Source organism: Streptomyces sp. NPDC006365, from assembly GCF_042870755.1.
In the GTDB taxonomy this organism is placed as follows: Bacteria; Actinomycetota; Actinomycetes; order Streptomycetales; family Streptomycetaceae; genus Streptomyces; species Streptomyces xiangluensis.
Genome location: NZ_JBIAHS010000009.1, coordinates 331,566 through 348,961, shown reverse-complemented (window position 1 = coordinate 348,961; position 17,396 = coordinate 331,566). Strand labels below are relative to the sequence as shown.

The following is a 17,396-nucleotide window of genomic DNA, read 5'->3' as shown; positions in this document are numbered from 1 at the left end:
AGAGTCGCCAAGGCCCCCCACTATCGCGCTGCGACACCCCAAAGTGCAAGTCCCTACTGTGAGTTGGGATCATCGTGCTTGTCGCGAACTGTCGTGCCAGGCACACTGACAGCAGCGAATATGGGGAGGACGCTCGCTGTGGCCGTGAACAAGAACCCCACCGTGCGCCAGCGGCGGCTCGGCCGCATGCTGCGCGATCTCCGTACCAAGGCCGGCAAGACCCTCGCCCAAGCCGCCGAGGAACTCCAGTGCGCCGAGTCCAAGATGAGCCGCATCGAGGCAGCCCAGTCGGGCGTCCGTCGTCTCGACCTGCGAGTGCTCCTCGACTTCTACGGCGTCGACGACCAGGCGCTGCGCGCCCGACTCCAGGAGCTGGCCCGGCACGGCCGCGAGCGCGGCTGGTGGTCCCAGTACGAGGACACCCTCAAGTCGGCGTACGCCGACTACATCGCCCTCGAATGGGACGCCTCCGACCTCTATGTCGTGGAGACCGGCCTGATCCCCGGACTACTCCAAACACCCGCGTACACAGAAGCAGTCATCCGGGAACAACGGCCCGACAAGGCCGACGACTTCGAATACGTCCAGGAGCAGGTCAAAGTGCGCGGGCAACGGAGGCAGGTCTTCTCCCGCGGCGCTCCGCTCCGCCTGTGGTCCATCATCACCGAGGCAAGCCTGCGGCACCGCGTGGGCGGCTCGGACGTCATGCGCGAGCAGCTCGACTACCTCGCCACGCAGGCCTCCGAGACCAACATCCAGGTCCAGACGCTGCCGTCCGCTGCGGCGATCAACTCGGCCCTGCACGGGCCCTTCGGCATCCTGTCGTTCCCGGAGCCCGCGGAGACCGACGTCGTGTACGCCGACGGCCTCATCGACACCGTCTACTACGAGGAACCCGCGCAGGTGGAAATCTTCACCACGCTGTTCCGTCGCCTCAACTCGGAAGCCCTTCCTGTTGAGGAATCCATCGCCCGCATTCGCGCCGCTATACAGGAAATGGACTAACGCCCGTGAGCAAGCCCTATCCGAACGCCGCCAAGACCGGTTTCGACTGGGTCAAGTCGTCGTACTCCAGCGGTGACCAGAGCTGCGTGGAAGTGGCGCAGGTCCTTGGCGTGGTGCCCGTACGCGACAGCAAGAACCCCCAGGGGCCTGCCCTCGCGCTGGCGCCCTCCGCCTGGAGGGCGTTCATCGACTACGCGAAGACCCACGTGTAAGAAGCCGGTCGATCACACTCGAGACTCGTCGCCGCGACCCAATCACATACCCCGCGGGCCCGCCGCTCCGTCTACGGAGCGGCGGGCCCGCTCGTACGTACCGCGAGGAACGGCAACGGGTTGCTCTGCTGGCCTCACCCATGCCGCAGCCGCGCGTTCAAGAGAAGCTGCAGGTCAATCACGCTTGCATGGCTAACCGCAGCAGCCAATATCGTCCGTGCCGTTCCGCCTCCCGGTGTACGGCCCTCGTTCCGTACACCCGCCCAGAAAAGGCAGACCGATGAAACGGTCCCAGGACTCCCGGACGTCCACTGAGCAGCGTGAGCCGTTCCTCGAACTACGCGTCGGCGGAGTACACCTGACCATCTGCCACTTCACCCACCGACTGATCACACTCGCCACCGCTGTGGCTGGCGGCGGTGCCACCTGGCTCCTGCGGTGACCAGTTTCGGCGCGGGGGTGTCAGGCCGCCAGACAGTAGCGGCTGGCGAGGCTTTCGCTCGGCTCGACCGTTGTCACCCCGGACATCCCAACGCGAGAGGAGCCGGCCGCATAGCCGCTGATGCCCGTACGGCCCGGGTACCCGGATTCAGGAGGCGTGGGAGCCCAGGAGCACGCCGGCCAGTGTCCCGGCGAGCAGGAACGGGCCGAACGGGATCCTGCTCGTACGGTCGGCCCAGCCCGCGAGGATGAGGCCGATGCCGTACAGCGCGCCGAGCAGGTACCCAGCGAACGTACCGACCAGGACGATCGCCCAGCCGTACCAGCCCAGGACAGCGCCCAGGACGAGGGCGAGCTTGACGTCGCCGAACCCGAAACCCTTGCTGATCAGGAAGAGCACGAAGTAGCAGGCCCCCAGGATGAGGGAGCCGAGCAGCGCGGACGTCCAGCTGCCGCCGGCACCGGGCCACAAATGCGCGTGCCCGCCCGTGACGGAGTCGGGATCATGGGTGCATGAACGACGAGGACACGCCGGGCGCAGAAGACGGCGAAGAAGACTTCGATCAGGAAGCGGAGCCGCGGCAGAGCGGCGGCGCCAACATCGGCCTGTCCGGTCTCATGAAGTCGGTCAGGGAGACCTCGGCCTGGCTCAACTCGATCGACCAGATGCTTGAGCCGGCCCGCCGCCAGATCCGGATGATGGAGTCCACCCGCCGGACTATCGAGAGCGTCATGGGGCCGGGCAACGCCGTCTACCAGGCTGTTCTGGACGCCCAGCGCCAGAGCCGGGCGATCTCCGCGCCCGTGCTGGCGCTCCAGAGCGATCTGAGCGACATCTACGACTGGCACGCCCGCATCAACGACGTCGTGCGCAGCGTGTCGCTCCCGCGCACACTGCTGGACCAACTCGCGAAGACGGCTGCCCTCTTCCTGCCCGCGAACCTCAGTGGCCTCGACACCGAGGACCTCTACACGATCCTGGACCTGGGCGAGGACGACGGCCTGTCCCTCGCGTGGGCACCACGCACCGAGATCGTCAAAGCCCTGCTCCCGCTCGGCACCCGCGAGGAGCGCTACGCCCTTCTGGCCGAACGCCGCGACGACGTGCTCGACGACGTCGACACCAGTCTCCAGATCGTCACCCACCCCGAGCTCACCGACATGGTCACCATCCTGAGCGCTGCCACCCGCACCGCGCGGGCCGGCTTCAGCGAGGGCGCCCAGGCCCTGGCGGGCAACGTGCTCGACACCGCGATGAAGAGGCACGGCAACGCCTGGATCCGGCGTTCCTTTCCCCAGGTGACGTACACAAAGGGCAGTCATCACGGCACCATCGGCAGCGCCCTGGACGACGCGGACGACTGGGGCGACCTGACTCTCCTGCAGTTCAAGCACTTCCTGGTACTGGCCGGCATGAGGAGCGCCTTCGGGCCAGGCGCCACCCAGGACACCTTCAACCGCCACCTCGGAGCGCACGAGGCCTCGCCCGACACCTACCGTCCGGAGTTCGTACTGCCGGCGATCCTCCTCGCTCAGGCACTGCTTCGTGCGCTGAACCAGGATCTCGAGCACCCCAACGACGAAGAGGCCGACGCCTAGCTGTGCCATCTCATGAGGCTGGTGGCGCCACCAGCGGCGCCACCAGCGATCGCCCGCGCGATGCTGGCGACTACGTGGACCTTGCCGCCCGGCTGCTGGCTCTCGATGAGGACGCGGCCCCAACGTCTTGAGGAACCGAAAATCTAGGGCGCGGTTTGCGGGGGACAGCTGGCAGTGGCCGAGGCCGTTGCCAGGCAGGACTTTTGAGGGGCGGGCGCTGGCTGTTGAGTGAGCAGGACCAGCAGTGTCACCACGATGGCCCCCACGGTGACGGGCGCGATCACTTCCTTCCACTTGTGAGCGGTATACGCCGCCAGGAGGCCGACCACGAGCAGGACGATGCCTGTCAGGTCGAGGTGCATGCTCATCCCATGTGCCTTTCGGCTCGGGCCTGTCCGCCGGACTCTGGACGGTTACGCCGGGCAGGCTCTGGAAGCTCCGGCCAGGACGGCAAGGAGCCGGTGCCCTCCCAAAAGAAGGCACCGGATCCACACATGGATGAGCCCGGACCTCTCCTTAAGGAGGGCGGTCCGGGCGAACGCGCTGAAAAGATGCTGTGGGCCGCTCGAAGCGAGCACCACCCACTCGGCGCTTTACGTCACAACGTAAATCGGAGGTCAGGCACGGAGGCGATGCTCCCGTCGCCAGCGCAAGAGCCTTCTCGTCTCGACGAGCGTGTCGAGGAGAGCCTTCTCTAACTCCTCCAATTCCTCATCCGGCGCAGTCACGTTGTAGCGCGCGAATCCGCGGTGAAGCCCCTGCAGCCCCTTTGTTGCGGCGGGCACCCTGTTCCATGCGCGAATGTCCTGTGCCCGGCGACGCTCCCACGCCCGTTGCTTGCACGCGGGCGTGCAGTACAGCTGGGGACGTCCGCGGTTGCTGCGCCTCTCGAACGTCTCACTGCAGTACTCGCAACGAGCCGGGTTCTCTTGCACTGGTCCGTCGTCGGCAGGGAACTTCCGTAACCAGGCGCGCTTGCATGCGCGGGAACATAGGGGCTCGGCCGCGACGGATTCCACGGTGGTGCCGCACACCACGCACGGATTGCGCTTCATGGATGTCCCCCTCACCTCGGTCGGTCCGCTTCACCGTAGCCCGCTGCGGCCAGGGTTGGGGTGGGGGTGAGAAGGGAAGCTGACCCGGCCGCCCAGTGAACACAGCCGTGGCACCAACGTCCGAGACGGCACACCTAGTCGCTCCTCACCGTCACTGCCTTTTGGGGTCCTCGCGGGCCCGCCACTCCCGGCGGGCGTACGCGCGTACGGCATCGCGCTCCGCCGGCACCCCCGGATGGGCCGCCGCCACACTCGTCCTCGCCCAGGCCGAGGCCCCCGAGATGCCGTCCGACGCTGCTCAGCGTGCCCTGGACGTTCTCGACCGGGTTCCGCCGAGCCGTCTGCGCGCCACCGCCCGCACCCGACTTGGGCGTCTGGAGGGCCTGCTCGCTGCCCGCCCCGCCGAGTACGTGGCCGATCTGCGCGAACGCCTGCGCGCCCTGCCGCCTCCCGTTGACGCGTCGGGCGCCGCATCGGCGTGACGCCGTTGCTGGGCGTGGCCCGGCTACGGCACGGAGTACCGGGGGCGATCCGGGGTCATTCGTCGTCTTCCTCGGACGCGTCGTCGACGTTGCCCATCGCGTCGTAGAAGGCGTCGTCGTCGTACCCGACGCTGACGTACTCGGGCTCGAACAGGTCGTCGTCTGGGTCGATGCCCTCGGATGACCGCATCACCTTGACCAAGAACTGCTCTGCGTCGGCGAGCAGATCGGGGTCGTCCAGCCAGACGCCGAACTCCAGACCGAGCCGTGAGCTCTCGGTTCCGTTGGTGCTGCCCAGCCACAGCCGTTTGGGGGTGAAGCCGGTGACGTCGGCGACGCCGGCTGGAGATCCGTCCTCGTCGTGCCACCACAGATGGCCCAGGAGGAACATCTTGGCGTGGATGAGGGGTACAGTCGAAGGGGCCGCGGGAGCGGGGCGGCTTGGCGGTGAGCTCGGCTGCCAGGTTGTCCCAGAGCAGGTCGCGGAGCCACCGCTGGGAGATTTCAGTGAGGTCGATGTGGCTCTCGGTGTGCGGGAAGCGGACTCCGAAGTGTTCGGTCTCGATGAAGCCGGCGTCCTTGGTGTCCTCGCGGGTGAAGTAGATCAACCGCAGGTGCTTGAGCATCGCCTTGGCGACATACCGGCCCTGCTGAGGGCACGTGTCCAGGTCCAGGTCGAGGTCGACCAGAGTGTTCACGTCCTGTTCCCGGCAGGAGTCGGCGGCGGCCTGGGCCCAGAGCAGCGGCCAGCAAGCTCCTTCCTCAGCCCCCTGGGCGTGGTGGACCATAGCCCACTGGATCTCCGCCTTGGCCAGGGGCCGAAGCCCCTTGAGGGACAACCTTCCGTTCGCCCGGCGATGCCGAATCACGCACTGCGTGCACCACCGGCGGAACCGTTCCTCGTCGGTGAAGAGGAGCTTCGGCTGTCCGCCCTTCGCCAGTATCCGGGACCAGTTCGTCTCCATGCGGGCGCCGCCCGGCCGGCCATCACGGCGGTACTGCCTCTCGTGCCGATAGCACAGGCAGAGCGGGGAGCCGGCACGCTCGGCGCAGCCCGCAACCCGGCAGTCACCGAGCGCGGGGTAGGCCCTGGCGGCGACCAGCCACGTCTCGAAGGCGAGTGGGTAGCCTGTCCGTTTTTCGTGATCCCTGCGCCGCTGGTCCCACTGATGCTCGTGGAGGTAACACAGCTGGTTGCCGCTGAACGCGGGGATATCCGGGCAGACCAGGCAGTCCGGGGTGACGTGCCAGGAGTAGGCAGACTTCAAGGGCTCGGCGACGTGAAGGAATTCGGTGACGTTCCCGCCCTTGTTCCGCAGCTCGAACCACTGCCGCTTGTGAGCCTGGCAGAACTCCCGGCCGGAGTCCGAAGCCCTCTGGCAGCCCCCGACCTTGCAGAGCCAGCCGTAGGCGGGATGGTGCCCCGGGACGATGATGACGTCTTCGCGGAAGGGCGGGTCAAAGGTGGGCGCTGCTGCCCACCCTCGCCCAACAGGGCCGCGACCGGGAAGCGAACGCCGCCCTCGACGTGGCACTCACCGAACTCGAAGCCGATGAGGTCGGCCAAGCGCCGGGCCGTTTTGGCTTCGACGAACCCGAACTTGCCCTGCACCAGGCCGAGGCGCACCTCACGCTGGGCCGCACCGAACAGGCCCGCGCCCGCGCCGAGGCCTCCGCGGCCGCCTGCACCCCCGGCACCCCCGGATGGGCTGCCGCTACCCTCGTCCTCGCCCAGGCCGAGGCCTCCGAGACGCCGTCCGACGCCGCTCAACGCGCCCTGGACGTCCTCGACCGGGTTCCGCCGAGCCGCCTGCGCGCCACCGCCCGCACCCGTCTGGGGCGCCTGGAAGGTCTGCTCGCCACCCGCCCCGCCGAGTACGTCGCCGATCTACGCGAACGCCTGCGCACCCTGCCACCTCCCGTGGACGCGTCCGGCGCCGCATCGGCGTGACACGCGCGCCGGGCATCCGACGGCAGGCTGCGGTCAGGGGCGGCGGAAGCCGCGATCGGGGTCACGGCCCTGTTCGGGGTCGAATGGGGCGAACCACGCGTGCGGTGCGAGGTTGACCATGCCCATGGACTGATGGATGTCGCTGTCGGCGTCCTCGATGCCGTCGAGAGTGTTGTCGAACAGCATCAGCACGTCGTGATCCTCAAAAAGGACGTCGAAGCAGGCCCCCCCAGTCGAAATCCCGGCGGTCTTCAGGCAGGTCCGCCACGGCATCACTCCTGTGAGAAATAGGTCGCGAAACAACTCAAGGGCTTCTTGGATGTCAGGCGGCCAGAATGCGCGTGATCACGTGCTGTGAGACAGGGGCGTCTGCGTGGGATCACCTCAAAGAGGTAAACCGTTGATCATGTTGTCCGCCTGCCCGTGGGCTACCGAACGCGCATTGTCGGGGCGCTGGGGTTCCCGCAGGTGAGGGCCCCGGGGAAGGGTCATTCGTCTGGGTGGTGATCGGGGTCTGACCGGCCTTTGTTGCGCTGAATGGGGGATGTGCCCTCTAGCGTGCAGGCGTGACGATTTCGATCAACCCACCTCGTGAGGCAGAGCAGCCGTTTGTGTCGCCGGACGTGAGCGGGATACGTGTGGTGGTCACGGGGGCCACGGGGTTCGTGGGCCGTCGTTTGTGCCGCCGGATTGTTGAGGGCGGTGGCCGGGTGACGGCGCTGGTGCGGCCGCAGTCCGATCGCCGGGTGCTGGACGGTTGTCCGGTCGACGTCGCCGTAGTGGATCTGCTCACCGGTTCGGGGGTCTTGGAGGCTATCTCGGGCGCGGATGTGGTGGTTCATCTGGCGGCTGCGGTGCGGGCTGCGTCGCGTGCCGAGTTCCGACTGGCCAACACCGTGGCGACGGGCGTGCTGGCGGGCGTGCTGGCTACCTCGGATGTGCCGCCGCGGCTGGTGGCGTGTTCGTCGCTGGCCGCGGCTGGTCCCGCGCCCGCGCCGCGGCGGGCGCGGCGTGAGGAGGACCGGGTCGGCCCGGTGTCGTGGTACGGAGTCAGCAAGCTGGCCGGGGAGCAGGCGGCACGGCGGTTCGCCGGGCAGGTGCCGACCGTGATCGTGCGCCCTCCGATCGTGTACGGGCCGTCCGATGTGGCGTTCGTACCGAGTCTCGCCGCGATGGCCCGTACACGGGTGGTGGTGCGGCCCGGCCCGGCGGATTGCGTCTACTCGGTGCTGCACGTGGACGATCTGTGCGACGGGCTGATCGCCGCGGGCTTGTATGGGCGTACCGCTGGTCCGGGCGAGTCCCACGGCGGTGTCTATCACCTGTGCGACGGGGTTGATTACACCCTTGCTGACTTGGTGCGGACGGCTGGTGCGCTGTTGGGCTGCGGCAGGCCGTTGGTGCTGCCCGTGTCGCCGGCTGTGGTCCGGGCGGCCGGGATGGTGAGTGAGGCGGCCGGGCGGTTGCGGGGCGGGGTACCGGTGTTCAACCGGGACAAGGCGCGCGAGGCGGTGACCGGCTCGTGGACTGCCAGCGCGGACCGCGCATACAGGGATTTCGGGTTCCGGGCCCGGGTGGGGCTTGAGGACGGGCTGCGAGAGGCTTTCAGGGAGATGCTTCATGGCTGAGACCACCGAGCTGGCCCCGGCACCTGCTGGCTCGCCGTCGCTCCACGCGGCATGGAGAGTGCTCGGGCAGCTGGGGGTCGCGGTCATCGGCATGTCCGGGCTGCGCCTGGACCAGCCCGGACGCCGCGTGCTGCGCACTGCGGTGTGGGCGTGTGTGGTGGCTGCCGGTTTCATCGCCGAGCAGCAGATCCGCGCCGCCGCAGGCAGCGGTGCGGTGCGATGGGCAGCGGTCGGGTATGCGGTGGTGATCGCGGTCCTGTATTACGGCGGCCTGATCGCTGTGCTGGACACGGCGGTTGCCCGCCGCTTCAGCCATGCCGTCGGTGAGGCACGGGCTGTGGAAGGGTTCGACTTCGTGCTGGGGCTGCTGTTTCTGCAGCAAGGCTTGTGCCAGGGGTTGCTGATGGCAGCCTTCCCTGGCCAGTTGCCCGAGGTGGGCGTCGATGGTCTGTGGGTGGTGCTGGGCGTGGTGTTGGGCATCGTGGGCTTCGGCACGAAGCTGTGGGCGACCTGGCTGACCGGCTTGAACACCTACTACTGCCGGGACATGTTCCTGGGGCGGGCTAGCGTGACGGACGGCTTCGTGGTCCGCGGCCCGTACCGCTGGCTGCGCAACCCGATGTATGGGGTGGGTAACCTGCACGGTTATGGCGTGGCGCTGTGCTACCGGTCGGTGGCCGGGCTGGTGTGCGTGGCCGTGTTCCAGGTACTGATCTACGTCTTCTACCTTGTGCGGGAGAAGCCGTTCATCGTCCGTACCTACCTCGGCGGCACTACCGCCTGAAACGCTGTGGGGGGCCGCCCCGTTGGCCGGGGAGGCCCCCACACAAGTTTCTGCTTCGCTTCGGTGCTACCGGATGCAGGTCAGACTCCACGCAGGATGAGTGCGGCGTTGGCTCCGCCGAAGCCGCACGCGGTACTCAGAACGGTGCGCAGGCGCGCGGGTCTCGGGGTTTTGCGGACGATGTCGAGGTCGATGGCGGCGTCTTGGTTGTCGAGGTTGGCTGTGGGTGGGATGGCCTGGTGCCGCAGGGCCAGCAGGGCGCAGGCGGCCTGGATGGCCGGCGCCGCACCCAGTGCGTGCCCGAGCAGGCTTTTCAGGGCCGTGACCGGCGGCGGCGTGGAAGGGAAGACGTGGCTCAGGGCGCGGGCTTCGGCAAGGTCTCCGGCCGGGGTGGAGGTTGCGTGAGCACTGACATGATCGAGGTCGGCGGGCGTCAAGCCCGCATCGGTCAGGGCTGTCCTGATGGCCTGCTGCAGGCCGCGCCCGTCGGGGTGGGGGTTGACGGGGTGGTGGGCGTCGGCGGAGGCGCCGTACCCGGCGACGACACCGTGGAGGGCGGCACCGCGGGCGCGAGCGTGGTCACCGCGTTCGAGGACCAGGACTGCCGCGCCTTCACTCAGGACGAAGCCGTCGCGGTCGCGGTCGAAGGGGCGGGAGGCCCCGGACGGATCGTGCCGGCGGGTGGACAGGGCACCCAGACGGGCGAAGTTGATGGCGCTGAAGGGGGAGCGGCCGGATTCCGCACCGCCGGCCAGCACGATGTCGCAGGTGCCGGAGCGGATGAGATCGCGGGCGATACCGATGGCATGAGCGCCTGAGGCACAGGCGCTGGAGACGGTGAAGTTGGGGCCTCGGTAGTCGAGGTGAGCTGCTACCTCTCCGGCTGCCATGCTGGGCACGCTCCGTGGCACAACCAGCGGGGACACCAGGTGGTGTTCACCGGTTCGAAGGAGCTCGAAGACCCTGCCGTATCCCGTGAGGCTGTTGGAGGCGACGCCGAGGACGACGCCGATGCGGGTGGGCTCGGCGGATCCCGGTGCGAGGCCGGCGTCCTGGGCGGCTTCTTGGGCGGCGGCGAGCGCGAAGTGGATGAAGGCGTCGGTGCGCCGCACGGTCCGTCGCGGGAGGTGATCGCATGCGTCGAAGTTCTGGACGGGGCAGGAGAAGTCCACCGGTAGCCCGGTCAGGAGCGGATCCTGGGCAGCGGTGAAGGAGCGCCCTGAACACAAGCCTCGCCAGGTCGAGTCGGAGCCGACACCGACCGGTGTGATCAGCCCGATTCCGGTGACGGCGATGTCGAGGGTCACAGCGCACTCAGGACGGACGGAGCAGCCTCAGCGCTGGAGGACTGCTCGGCCAGTACATGTACGAAGTCGGCGATCGTGGTCTCGGGCGTGATGTCCAGACTGTCCGCCAGGTCGACGCCGTGGCGCTCGGCGAGCTGGGTGGCGAATTCGGCCAGGAGCAGGGAGTCCATTTCTACGTCCAGCAAGGTGGTCTGCGGGGTGATTTCGTCCTCGTCCATTCCCGTGATGTCGGCGAGGATCGACACGACGTCGTCATACGTCAGCGGCATGGGTGGCCTCCAGGGCGGGGTGGTCATGGGCAGCGAGGCATGAGCACGGCTCGCTGTGGCGGACACAGCGCGCGTACAGGCGGTGGCGTTTGTGGACCGTGGCGCCGGCGGCGGCAAGCGGCTTGTTGGCGGCCTGGTTGTCCTCCAGGACCCAGGACACGTCGATCTCGTTCCAGCCGCGCATGAGGGCGCTGGCCGCTGCATCGGCGACCAGGGCGAGCGTGGCTCCTTGGGCACGGCTGCCTTCGCGGACTCCGAGGGCCATCACGCGGCCCCGGGTGATGGCGTGCCGGCCCCGCCACACGCGCCAGGCTCCGACCGGCCAGCCGTAGCGGGTCAGGTGTCCCCGGGCGCGCGCCAGGGCCTGGTTGAAATCGGGCAGCAGGATGCTGAAGCCGAGGGGGGTTCCCTCGTGCTCGACGATGCGGACGCCGGTGGGGGCGAGCAGCCGTATCTGCCGAGCCAGGTAGGTGAACTCCGCGTCGGTCGCCGGCGCGAAGCCCCAGTTGTCCTGCCAGCACGCGTGATACAGCTCCCGCACGAGATCGGACTCGCTGCCGAAGCGGCGCCAGTTTGCTGCTCGCACCGTCAGGCCGCCCTTGCGCCGAGGCATGTCGCCGTAACGGGCCCACCGTTTGAGCCTGGGGCTGGTCGGGGACAGCCGCCACGACAGCAGTTCCTTGACCGGGGTGAAGCCGCCCGCGGCGAACAGGTCCGGGTAGTAGGGAGGGGTGTAGGGCATGCCGATGCGGGGGGCGTCGTCGAAGCCGTCGACGAGCAGTCCGCACTCGTGGTGCATGTTCGGGTTCATCGGGCCCGTCACGGTCTGCACGTCCCGCTCCCGCAGCCAGGCCACTGCCTGCTCCCACAGGGCGCGCGCCACGGCAGGGTCTTCGGTGCACTCGAAGAAGCCCACGTAGCCTTGGCGTTGGCGGGCTGGTCCGTCCGGGCCGATGATGGCCGCGACTCGGCCCACTGGTGTTCGGCCGCGGCGAGCCAGGAAGTAGCTCACGTCGCTCTGGCGCAGGTAGGGGTTGCGGCGCGGGTTGAGGAACTGCCGCCGTTCCACTTCCAGCGGGGCGACCCAGTGCGGGTGCGCCCGGTACAGCTGGTAGGGCAGCCTGATGAAGTCATCCATGTCGGCGCGGCTGCCGACTGTCACGATGTCGGCGTCGCCTTGCGGGGGCCGGGGAGCGTGCATCAGGCCGGACACGGGATCGGCCCCGCTGCCACGCCAGTGGTGTCGATGGCCGGCAGGTGTTGGCCCACGATCTCCAGGATGTGGTCGATGTGTGCTTCGGTGTGGGCTGCGGTGACGGACAGGCGCAGCAGGGACTGTCCCGGCGGGACGGCCGGCGGCATGAACGGCGCAGTGAACACACCGGCCTCCAGCATCGCCCGCCATGTGTGAAGGCACTGGTCGGCGTCGCCGGCCGGGAGTGTGACGATGGGGCTGGCCCAGTGGGGACGGGCGTATCCCAGCTCGGCCAGTCCGTCGTGCAGACGGTCCGCCAGGCGTGCCAGTACGGCGCGCTGTTCGGGCTCGTCCCGGATGATGCGCAGCGCGGTGAGCGCCGCCGCCGCGGTCGGTGGCGGCATGGACGCCGAGTAGACGGTGGCCTGCCCGAACACGCGGCAGTGCTCGATGAGTTCGGTGCTACCGGCGATGAATCCGCCGCCGGCGCCGAACGCCTTGGAGAATGTCCCGGACAGTACGTCGATCTTCTGCTCGCAGCCGAGGTGCTCTCCGGCTCCGCGCCCCGATGGGCCCAGGATGCCGATGTCGTGAGCCCCGTCGACGATGAGCATGCCGTTATGACGTCCGGCAAGATCAGCGATCTCCGGCAGTACGGCCAGCTCCCCGCCCAGCGAGAACGCTCCCTCGGTCAGCACCACCGGCGACAGGCCCTGTCCCGACGCTTCCTCCAGCAGCCGCGCCAGGTGGCGGGGCGTGTTGTGCCGGAACCGGCGGTTCTTGGCGGCTCCGAGCCGCAACGCATCGACGAGAGAGGCATGGATGTGCCGGTCGGCGATGACCGCACGGTCCTCACCGAAGAGGCAGGCCAGGGTGAGATTGGCCTGGAACCCCGTCGTGGCCAGCAGCACCGCCGGACGGTGCAGGAAGTCGGCGAGTTCCTCCGCCAGTTGCGCGTGCACCGACCAGGTGCCGATCACTACGGGTGAGCCGGAGCAGGAGGCGCCCAGCTCGCGCGCCGCGGCCGCGGCCGCCTCGCGTACCCGTGGATCCGCCGCCAGGCCCAGATAGTCACCGGAGGCCGCATTGATCGCCCGTAGGCCCTCGATGAAGACCTCCCCCGGAGCCGGCTGCCCTGTGATCCGACGGAAAAACGGATAACCGCCGGTTTCCCGGGCCCTGTTGATGGCGACCAAGGAAGCCGCCGCTCCACTCACATATGACATCGCTTACCTGCCCTTGTCACAGCATGCACTCCAAGATCTCGGCAACCGTAGCCCATTGGAGTCATGTGATGACAAGCTGTAATTGTGAGTGTCTCCTATCCGGAGACCTGACACTCAACGCAAGGACATACGAGGTCCCTTGACCACATCTGATCAGCGGAAACCCTCCACGCATCGAGGTCCTCACCCCGCGTCGGCGCCTGCCCGGACACTGCACGGAGGGCCCTCTCTCCCCGCACAGCTATCACCCGTTCGGACCACACCGCCGATCGCCCGCCGAACCCATCCCCACCCGGCAGCCCGGCCCCTCCTGAGGGCCGTCGAGAAAGTAACCCTCGGGTACCTCTTCCTCGCTGCCACGGCGGTGGTCCTGGGCCGCGAGGCCGTACCGCACGCCGCGTGGCTGACGGGGGCCTACGCGACCCTGGCCGGCTTCGTCCTCGGCTGCGCGGCGGCACACCGCCACTGGGCATCGCCAGCCCTGGCAAACGTGCGCGCGCTGTACCCGCTGGCCTGTGCGCCGCTGCTGTTCTCCGCGTCCGGCCCTCAGTCGCTCGCCCTGCACGGCCGCCTGCTCGACGACGTCATGCTGGCCTGGGAACAGCACCTGTTCGATGCCTACCCCAACCTCCTGCTCGGCGCCCTCGCCTCCCGCCCCCTCACCGAGGCCCTCAGCCTCAGCTACAGCTCCTACTACCTGTACTTCGTGCTGCCCCCGGCCTACTTCCTAGCCAAAGGCATGCACCAGGCCCTGCACCGCTACGTCCTCGCTCTGTGCCTTGCCCTCTACCTGTGCTTCCTCGGCTTCATGCTGCTGCCCCTCGCCGGTCCCATCACCGCGCTCGCCCCGGCGTTCACCCCCGATCAGTTGCACGGCTACCTTGCCCAGCCCCTCCAGGCGCAACTGATGGCAAGCGCCGACCCGCCCGGCACCTGTTTTCCCTCCTCCCACGTCGCCGGCGCCTGGGCAGCGGCGCTCTGCGTGCGGGCCGCCCCCGTACCGCGCCCTGCGAAACGGCTGATGATCGCAGCCACCGCGCTGCTCACGGTGTCCGTGGTGTACTGCCGCTACCACTACGTCCTCGACGCTGCCGCGGGAATGGCCACCGCCGGACTGGCCGTCTTCCTCACCAGGTGGCTCACCCGCCGCGACAGCAACTGACCGCCGCACCGTAGAGCGTCAGTGAGCCGCAGACGCCTCCGCGGGACTCTCAGCCACCATGTCCTGCCCGTGCTGCGGGGCGTTCGCTCCCCGCGGGGCAGGTCGTTTGACCCATGCCGGGGCCCACCAGTTGGCCCGCCCGGTCAACTGCATCAAGGCCGGCACCAGGATGCCGCGCACGAGCGTGGCATCGATCAGGACCGCCACCCCCAGTCCCACGCCCATCATCTTCAGCGTCGTGATGGCGGAACTCGCCAGTCCGGCCATGCTGATGGCGAAGACCCCGGCGGCCACGGTGATGAGCCGGCCCGTGCGGGCGATGCCCTCGACGATCGCCTCCCGGTGATCCCCGCCGGCGTCGTAGTGCTCCTTGACCCGGGCCAGCAGAAAGACCTCGTAGTCCAGCGAGAGCGCGAACGCGATCGTACACAGCAGCGGGGGAATCGTCATGTCCAGGAAGCCCGTGGTCGTGAAGTCGCCGACCAGCCACCGCAGATGGCCCTCCTGGAAGATGTAGACCATGCTGCCCAGGCTGGCCGTCAGACTCAGCGCGGCCATCGCGACGGCCTTCAGCGGAATCAGCACGGACCGGGTGTACAGCAGCAGCGCGGCGAGCGTCGTAACCGCCATGAGCAGTACGGCCCAGGGCACCCCATCGGCCAGAGCCGTCTTCGCATCGACGTGCCGGGCAGGCGAACCCCCCACCCAGCGCGGTCCGGGCGCGCGCAACTCCCGCACCCGCTCTACCAGGCGTGCGGCCGCCGTCGACTGCGGATCCAGCCCCGTCGACGCCTTCAGCCACACTGCCTTCGCCCCATCCGGCACCGCCTTGACGAATGCGGCGCGATGACGGTCCTGGTAGCGGCCCGTCGGGGCGGTGACCTCGACGACGCCGGGCACCGCACTGATGCGCCGCGCGTAGTCGTCCACCTCGCGGTCATCGGGCACCGGGACCAGCACGAAGATGAGATCGCGGTCGGGCTGGACAGGGAAATCGGTGCGGAGCCGTTCGGTGAACTCCCGGGCTTGTGAACCGGCGGGCAGCGCACGTTCGTCGGCGAACCCCCACTGGGCCTCACCGAACGGCCACACCAGCGCGGCCATCAGCACCGCGCAGCAAGCCGCCCACGGCCACGGCACCCGGGTCACCCACCGGGCGAGCCGCCGCCAGACCGGACTCGACGCCGCTTGGCGGTGCCCGATCCGGGAACCCAGCATCGCCAGCAGCGCCGGCAGCAGGACGACACTCGCCGTCGCCGCCAGCAGCACCACCGCGATCCCCGCCACGGCCATCGACCGCAGCCACGGGAACGGGAACACCCACAGCGCCAAGAACGCCAGTGCCACGACACCGGCAGACACGAGCACGCTGCGACCCGCAGTCCGGGCCGCCTCAACCGCGGCATCCGACACCGCCAGCCCCCGCGCACCTTCCTCACGGAAGCGAGTCACCACCAGCAACGCATAGTCCACGGCCAGCCCGAAGCCCAGAGCAGTCGCGATGTTCAGCGAGATCGCCGACACCTCCATCACACCACCCAACAGGCGCAGGAACGCCCACGCCCCCGCCACCGCCAAGGCCCCCACCAGCAGCGGAAAAAGCGCCGCAAGCCACGACCCGAAAGCGAAGACCAGGCACACGAAGACGACCGGCGCGATCACCAATTCCGCCCGCACCAGGTCCCGCTCACCCAGCCCTGCCGCCTGGATCCCGCCCCAGACCCGTCCGCCCGGCGACACCCGCAGCATCCCCTGCCGACCCGTCACCCGGGGCACGAGCCGCGACGCGGCACGCGCCTGCGCCGCCTCATCACCCTTCAGCGCGACACCGATCAGCGCCGACCGTCCATCGTGCGCTCGCAGCGCGGGCGAACGCGACGTCCAATACGCCTCCACCGCGGCCACCCCAGGTTGAGCAGCAACCCGCCGTGCCAGCGCCACCCCGTCCGAACGCGCCTGAGCCGAGTCGACCGATCCCTCCGACCGGACCCGCAGTACCAGCCCCGGATCAGCCCCCCTGAACTTCCGCAACATCGCATCAGCATGCGCGGACTCCGTTCCCACGGAGTTGAATCCCCCCGTCGACAGGGCAGCCGTCGTGCCAAGCGCCGCCACACACACCACAACCGCAGCGCACAGCACCGCCGCCCACACGGTGCGCATCGGAGCCCTGACACTGCGATAGGCCAGCCAGCACAGCAACCCGCTTCTGCCGACACCCACGCCCGCCTCCGATCGGCCCGGCACCGCATCACTGCGACTCGGTGCACGACCGTCCCGTGGTTTGCAAGCATCACGGCCATCGCGCGCAGAACCGATAGTCACGAGAGTCCCCCTGCGTCGCTGAGGGCTGGATGCCCGGCACCCGGAGCGATCAAAATGGCGGCGGTAGCGCCAACGGCGCGGGGCAGACACACGAGCGGGTTCCCCCTCGAAGATCACATACAAATTGGCGATCTTCGTATCGAGCACCCCCTCCTGCGGTACGAGGATTGGCCGCTGCCTCACCCGCTCGGGCGGTAATTCACATCATCGACAGTGATAGTTCGACCGGCTTTGACTGGGCTCGTACCTCCCCATCAGCAGCGACAGGTCCCTGCGTTGACACGGGCCCTTGGCACTCAACTCGGCCGGGAGACCCCGCGTGCGCTGGACGCACTGGCAGTCGCGGTCAGTCGCTGCGTTCCGGCGGCGTCGGGGATCAGGCCCAGTGGCGTCTCCGGCAGGGCGAGGCGGGTGGTGGCTGTGCAGATGCGGAACAGGAGCGTCCTGTCGCAGTGCATTTGGCAGGCAGCGGGCTACTGACCTGCTGGGCTGCCAGTCGGTTGAGAACGTTGACCCTCGCCGCTCTCAACCGACCTGGTGTTCGATCGGGCTTCCCACTCGGCGCGCGACGCGATGAGTATCCGACAGTACGAGCGAGAACGAATGAGAATCGGACAGCTTCAGTGCGACAGGACACCAGTGCCGCTGTCGCGGAGCCGTCGGCGTCCAGACTCAGTGACAACAAGTCTGCCTATGTGACAACTACCGTGCTTCGGCTCATTGACACAGGTTTATAGCAGTCCTGAATTCCACGC

Annotated in this window: 18 protein-coding genes; 9 read left to right on the top strand and 9 right to left on the bottom strand. The window is 68.6% G+C overall.

All coding sequences use genetic code 11. The features are described from left to right. Window positions 1–138: 138 nt before the first annotated feature. The 3 genes from ACFYO0_RS25890 (at window position 139) to ACFYO0_RS25880 (ending at window position 1,659) form a co-directional block, all read left to right on the top strand. A complete protein-coding gene (locus ACFYO0_RS25890; RefSeq protein ID WP_388680307.1) occupies window positions 139–1,005 on the top strand; it encodes a helix-turn-helix domain-containing protein in 867 nt (288 codons plus the stop codon). A 5-nt stretch (window positions 1,006–1,010) separates the two neighbouring features. Further along, the gene (locus ACFYO0_RS25885; RefSeq protein ID WP_388680304.1) at window positions 1,011–1,217 is read left to right on the top strand and encodes a DUF397 domain-containing protein; all 207 of its coding nucleotides are present in this window, start codon (window positions 1,011–1,013) and stop codon (window positions 1,215–1,217) included. A gap of 280 nt (window positions 1,218–1,497) precedes the next feature. Then, entirely contained in the window at window positions 1,498–1,659 is a 162-nt protein-coding gene (locus ACFYO0_RS25880) for a hypothetical protein (protein WP_388680301.1), read from the top strand. Window positions 1,660–1,806: 147 nt separating this feature from the next. Here ACFYO0_RS25880 and ACFYO0_RS25875 read toward each other — a convergent pair whose 3' ends face one another. Further along, on the bottom strand, window positions 1,807–2,130 hold the full coding sequence (locus ACFYO0_RS25875; RefSeq protein WP_388680299.1) for a prepilin peptidase: 324 nt from the start codon (window positions 2,128–2,130) through the stop codon (window positions 1,807–1,809). Window positions 2,131–2,171: 41 nt separating this feature from the next. Here ACFYO0_RS25875 and ACFYO0_RS25870 point away from each other — a divergent pair, with 41 nt between their 5' ends. Beyond that, complete coding sequence (locus ACFYO0_RS25870; protein WP_388680296.1) at window positions 2,172–3,257, top strand: hypothetical protein; 1,086 nt, start codon at window positions 2,172–2,174, stop codon at window positions 3,255–3,257. Between the two features lie 143 nt (window positions 3,258–3,400). On the opposite strand, the gene ACFYO0_RS25865 is transcribed toward ACFYO0_RS25870, so the two are convergent. Next, a complete protein-coding gene (locus ACFYO0_RS25865; protein ID WP_388680293.1) occupies window positions 3,401–3,625 on the bottom strand; it encodes a hypothetical protein in 225 nt (74 codons plus the stop codon). 794 nt (window positions 3,626–4,419) lie between these two features. On the opposite strand from ACFYO0_RS25865, the gene ACFYO0_RS25860 reads away from it, so the two are divergent. Continuing rightward, window positions 4,420–4,794, top strand: a complete 375-nt coding sequence (locus ACFYO0_RS25860) for a hypothetical protein (protein ID WP_388680290.1) — start codon at window positions 4,420–4,422, stop codon at window positions 4,792–4,794. Window positions 4,795–4,849: 55 nt separating this feature from the next. On the opposite strand, the gene ACFYO0_RS25855 is transcribed toward ACFYO0_RS25860, so the two are convergent. After that, the gene (locus ACFYO0_RS25855) at window positions 4,850–5,185 is read right to left on the bottom strand and encodes a hypothetical protein (protein WP_388680287.1); all 336 of its coding nucleotides are present in this window, start codon (window positions 5,183–5,185) and stop codon (window positions 4,850–4,852) included. 1,137 nt (window positions 5,186–6,322) lie between these two features. Between ACFYO0_RS25855 and ACFYO0_RS25850 the strand changes: the two genes are divergently transcribed. Further along, the gene (locus tag ACFYO0_RS25850; protein WP_388680284.1) at window positions 6,323–6,745 is read left to right on the top strand and encodes a hypothetical protein; all 423 of its coding nucleotides are present in this window, start codon (window positions 6,323–6,325) and stop codon (window positions 6,743–6,745) included. A gap of 33 nt (window positions 6,746–6,778) precedes the next feature. Here ACFYO0_RS25850 and ACFYO0_RS25845 read toward each other — a convergent pair whose 3' ends face one another. Next, window positions 6,779–7,018: a hypothetical protein gene (locus ACFYO0_RS25845; RefSeq protein ID WP_388680282.1), complete on the bottom strand. Its 240-nt coding sequence runs from the start codon at window positions 7,016–7,018 to the stop codon at window positions 6,779–6,781. 293 nt (window positions 7,019–7,311) lie between these two features. On the opposite strand from ACFYO0_RS25845, the gene ACFYO0_RS25840 reads away from it, so the two are divergent. Continuing rightward, the gene (locus ACFYO0_RS25840; protein WP_388680279.1) at window positions 7,312–8,373 is read left to right on the top strand and encodes an NAD-dependent epimerase/dehydratase family protein; all 1,062 of its coding nucleotides are present in this window, start codon (window positions 7,312–7,314) and stop codon (window positions 8,371–8,373) included. Continuing rightward, window positions 8,366–9,157 (top strand): methyltransferase, encoded by a 792-nt coding sequence (locus tag ACFYO0_RS25835; protein WP_388680276.1) that lies wholly within the window; start codon window positions 8,366–8,368, stop codon window positions 9,155–9,157. The genes ACFYO0_RS25840 and ACFYO0_RS25835 overlap by 8 nt, the downstream gene beginning before the upstream one ends. An 80-nt stretch (window positions 9,158–9,237) precedes the next feature. On the opposite strand, the gene ACFYO0_RS25830 is transcribed toward ACFYO0_RS25835, so the two are convergent. The 4 genes from ACFYO0_RS25830 to ACFYO0_RS25815 are packed head-to-tail and all read right to left on the bottom strand — an operon-like array spanning window position 9,238 to window position 13,124. Then, a complete protein-coding gene (locus ACFYO0_RS25830; protein WP_388680272.1) occupies window positions 9,238–10,464 on the bottom strand; it encodes a beta-ketoacyl-[acyl-carrier-protein] synthase family protein in 1,227 nt (408 codons plus the stop codon). Next, the gene (locus ACFYO0_RS25825; RefSeq protein WP_388680269.1) at window positions 10,461–10,733 is read right to left on the bottom strand and encodes an acyl carrier protein; all 273 of its coding nucleotides are present in this window, start codon (window positions 10,731–10,733) and stop codon (window positions 10,461–10,463) included. The genes ACFYO0_RS25830 and ACFYO0_RS25825 overlap by 4 nt, the downstream gene beginning before the upstream one ends. Then, a complete protein-coding gene (locus ACFYO0_RS25820; RefSeq protein ID WP_388680266.1) occupies window positions 10,717–11,895 on the bottom strand; it encodes a hypothetical protein in 1,179 nt (392 codons plus the stop codon). The genes ACFYO0_RS25825 and ACFYO0_RS25820 overlap by 17 nt, the downstream gene beginning before the upstream one ends. Before the next feature lie 38 nt (window positions 11,896–11,933). After that, window positions 11,934–13,124, bottom strand: a complete 1,191-nt coding sequence (locus tag ACFYO0_RS25815) for an aminotransferase class I/II-fold pyridoxal phosphate-dependent enzyme (RefSeq protein WP_388680264.1) — start codon at window positions 13,122–13,124, stop codon at window positions 11,934–11,936. A 394-nt stretch (window positions 13,125–13,518) separates the two neighbouring features. Between ACFYO0_RS25815 and ACFYO0_RS25810 the strand changes: the two genes are divergently transcribed. Beyond that, the gene (locus tag ACFYO0_RS25810; protein ID WP_388680261.1) at window positions 13,519–14,316 is read left to right on the top strand and encodes a phosphatase PAP2 family protein; all 798 of its coding nucleotides are present in this window, start codon (window positions 13,519–13,521) and stop codon (window positions 14,314–14,316) included. Between the two features lie 18 nt (window positions 14,317–14,334). On the opposite strand, the gene ACFYO0_RS25805 is transcribed toward ACFYO0_RS25810, so the two are convergent. Beyond that, window positions 14,335–16,539 (bottom strand): MMPL family transporter, encoded by a 2,205-nt coding sequence (locus tag ACFYO0_RS25805; protein WP_388680258.1) that lies wholly within the window; start codon window positions 16,537–16,539, stop codon window positions 14,335–14,337. Window positions 16,540–17,396: the final 857 nt, after the last annotated feature.

Bases quoted from the DNA above. Each gene is read 5' to 3' on its own strand.
- ACFYO0_RS25880 (WP_388680301.1), top strand. From the start codon at position 1,498: ATGAAACGGTCCCAGGACTCCCGGACGTCCACTGAGCAGCGTGAGCCG.
- ACFYO0_RS25870 (WP_388680296.1), top strand. From the start codon at position 2,172: ATGAACGACGAGGACACGCCGGGCGCAGAAGACGGCGAAGAAGACTTC.
- ACFYO0_RS25865 (WP_388680293.1), bottom strand. From the start codon at position 3,625: ATGAGCATGCACCTCGACCTGACAGGCATCGTCCTGCTCGTGGTCGGC.
- ACFYO0_RS25855 (WP_388680287.1), bottom strand. From the start codon at position 5,185: ATGTTCCTCCTGGGCCATCTGTGGTGGCACGACGAGGACGGATCTCCA.
- ACFYO0_RS25845 (WP_388680282.1), bottom strand. From the start codon at position 7,018: ATGCCGTGGCGGACCTGCCTGAAGACCGCCGGGATTTCGACTGGGGGG.
- ACFYO0_RS25835 (WP_388680276.1), top strand. From the start codon at position 8,366: ATGGCTGAGACCACCGAGCTGGCCCCGGCACCTGCTGGCTCGCCGTCG.
- ACFYO0_RS25825 (WP_388680269.1), bottom strand. From the start codon at position 10,733: ATGCCGCTGACGTATGACGACGTCGTGTCGATCCTCGCCGACATCACG.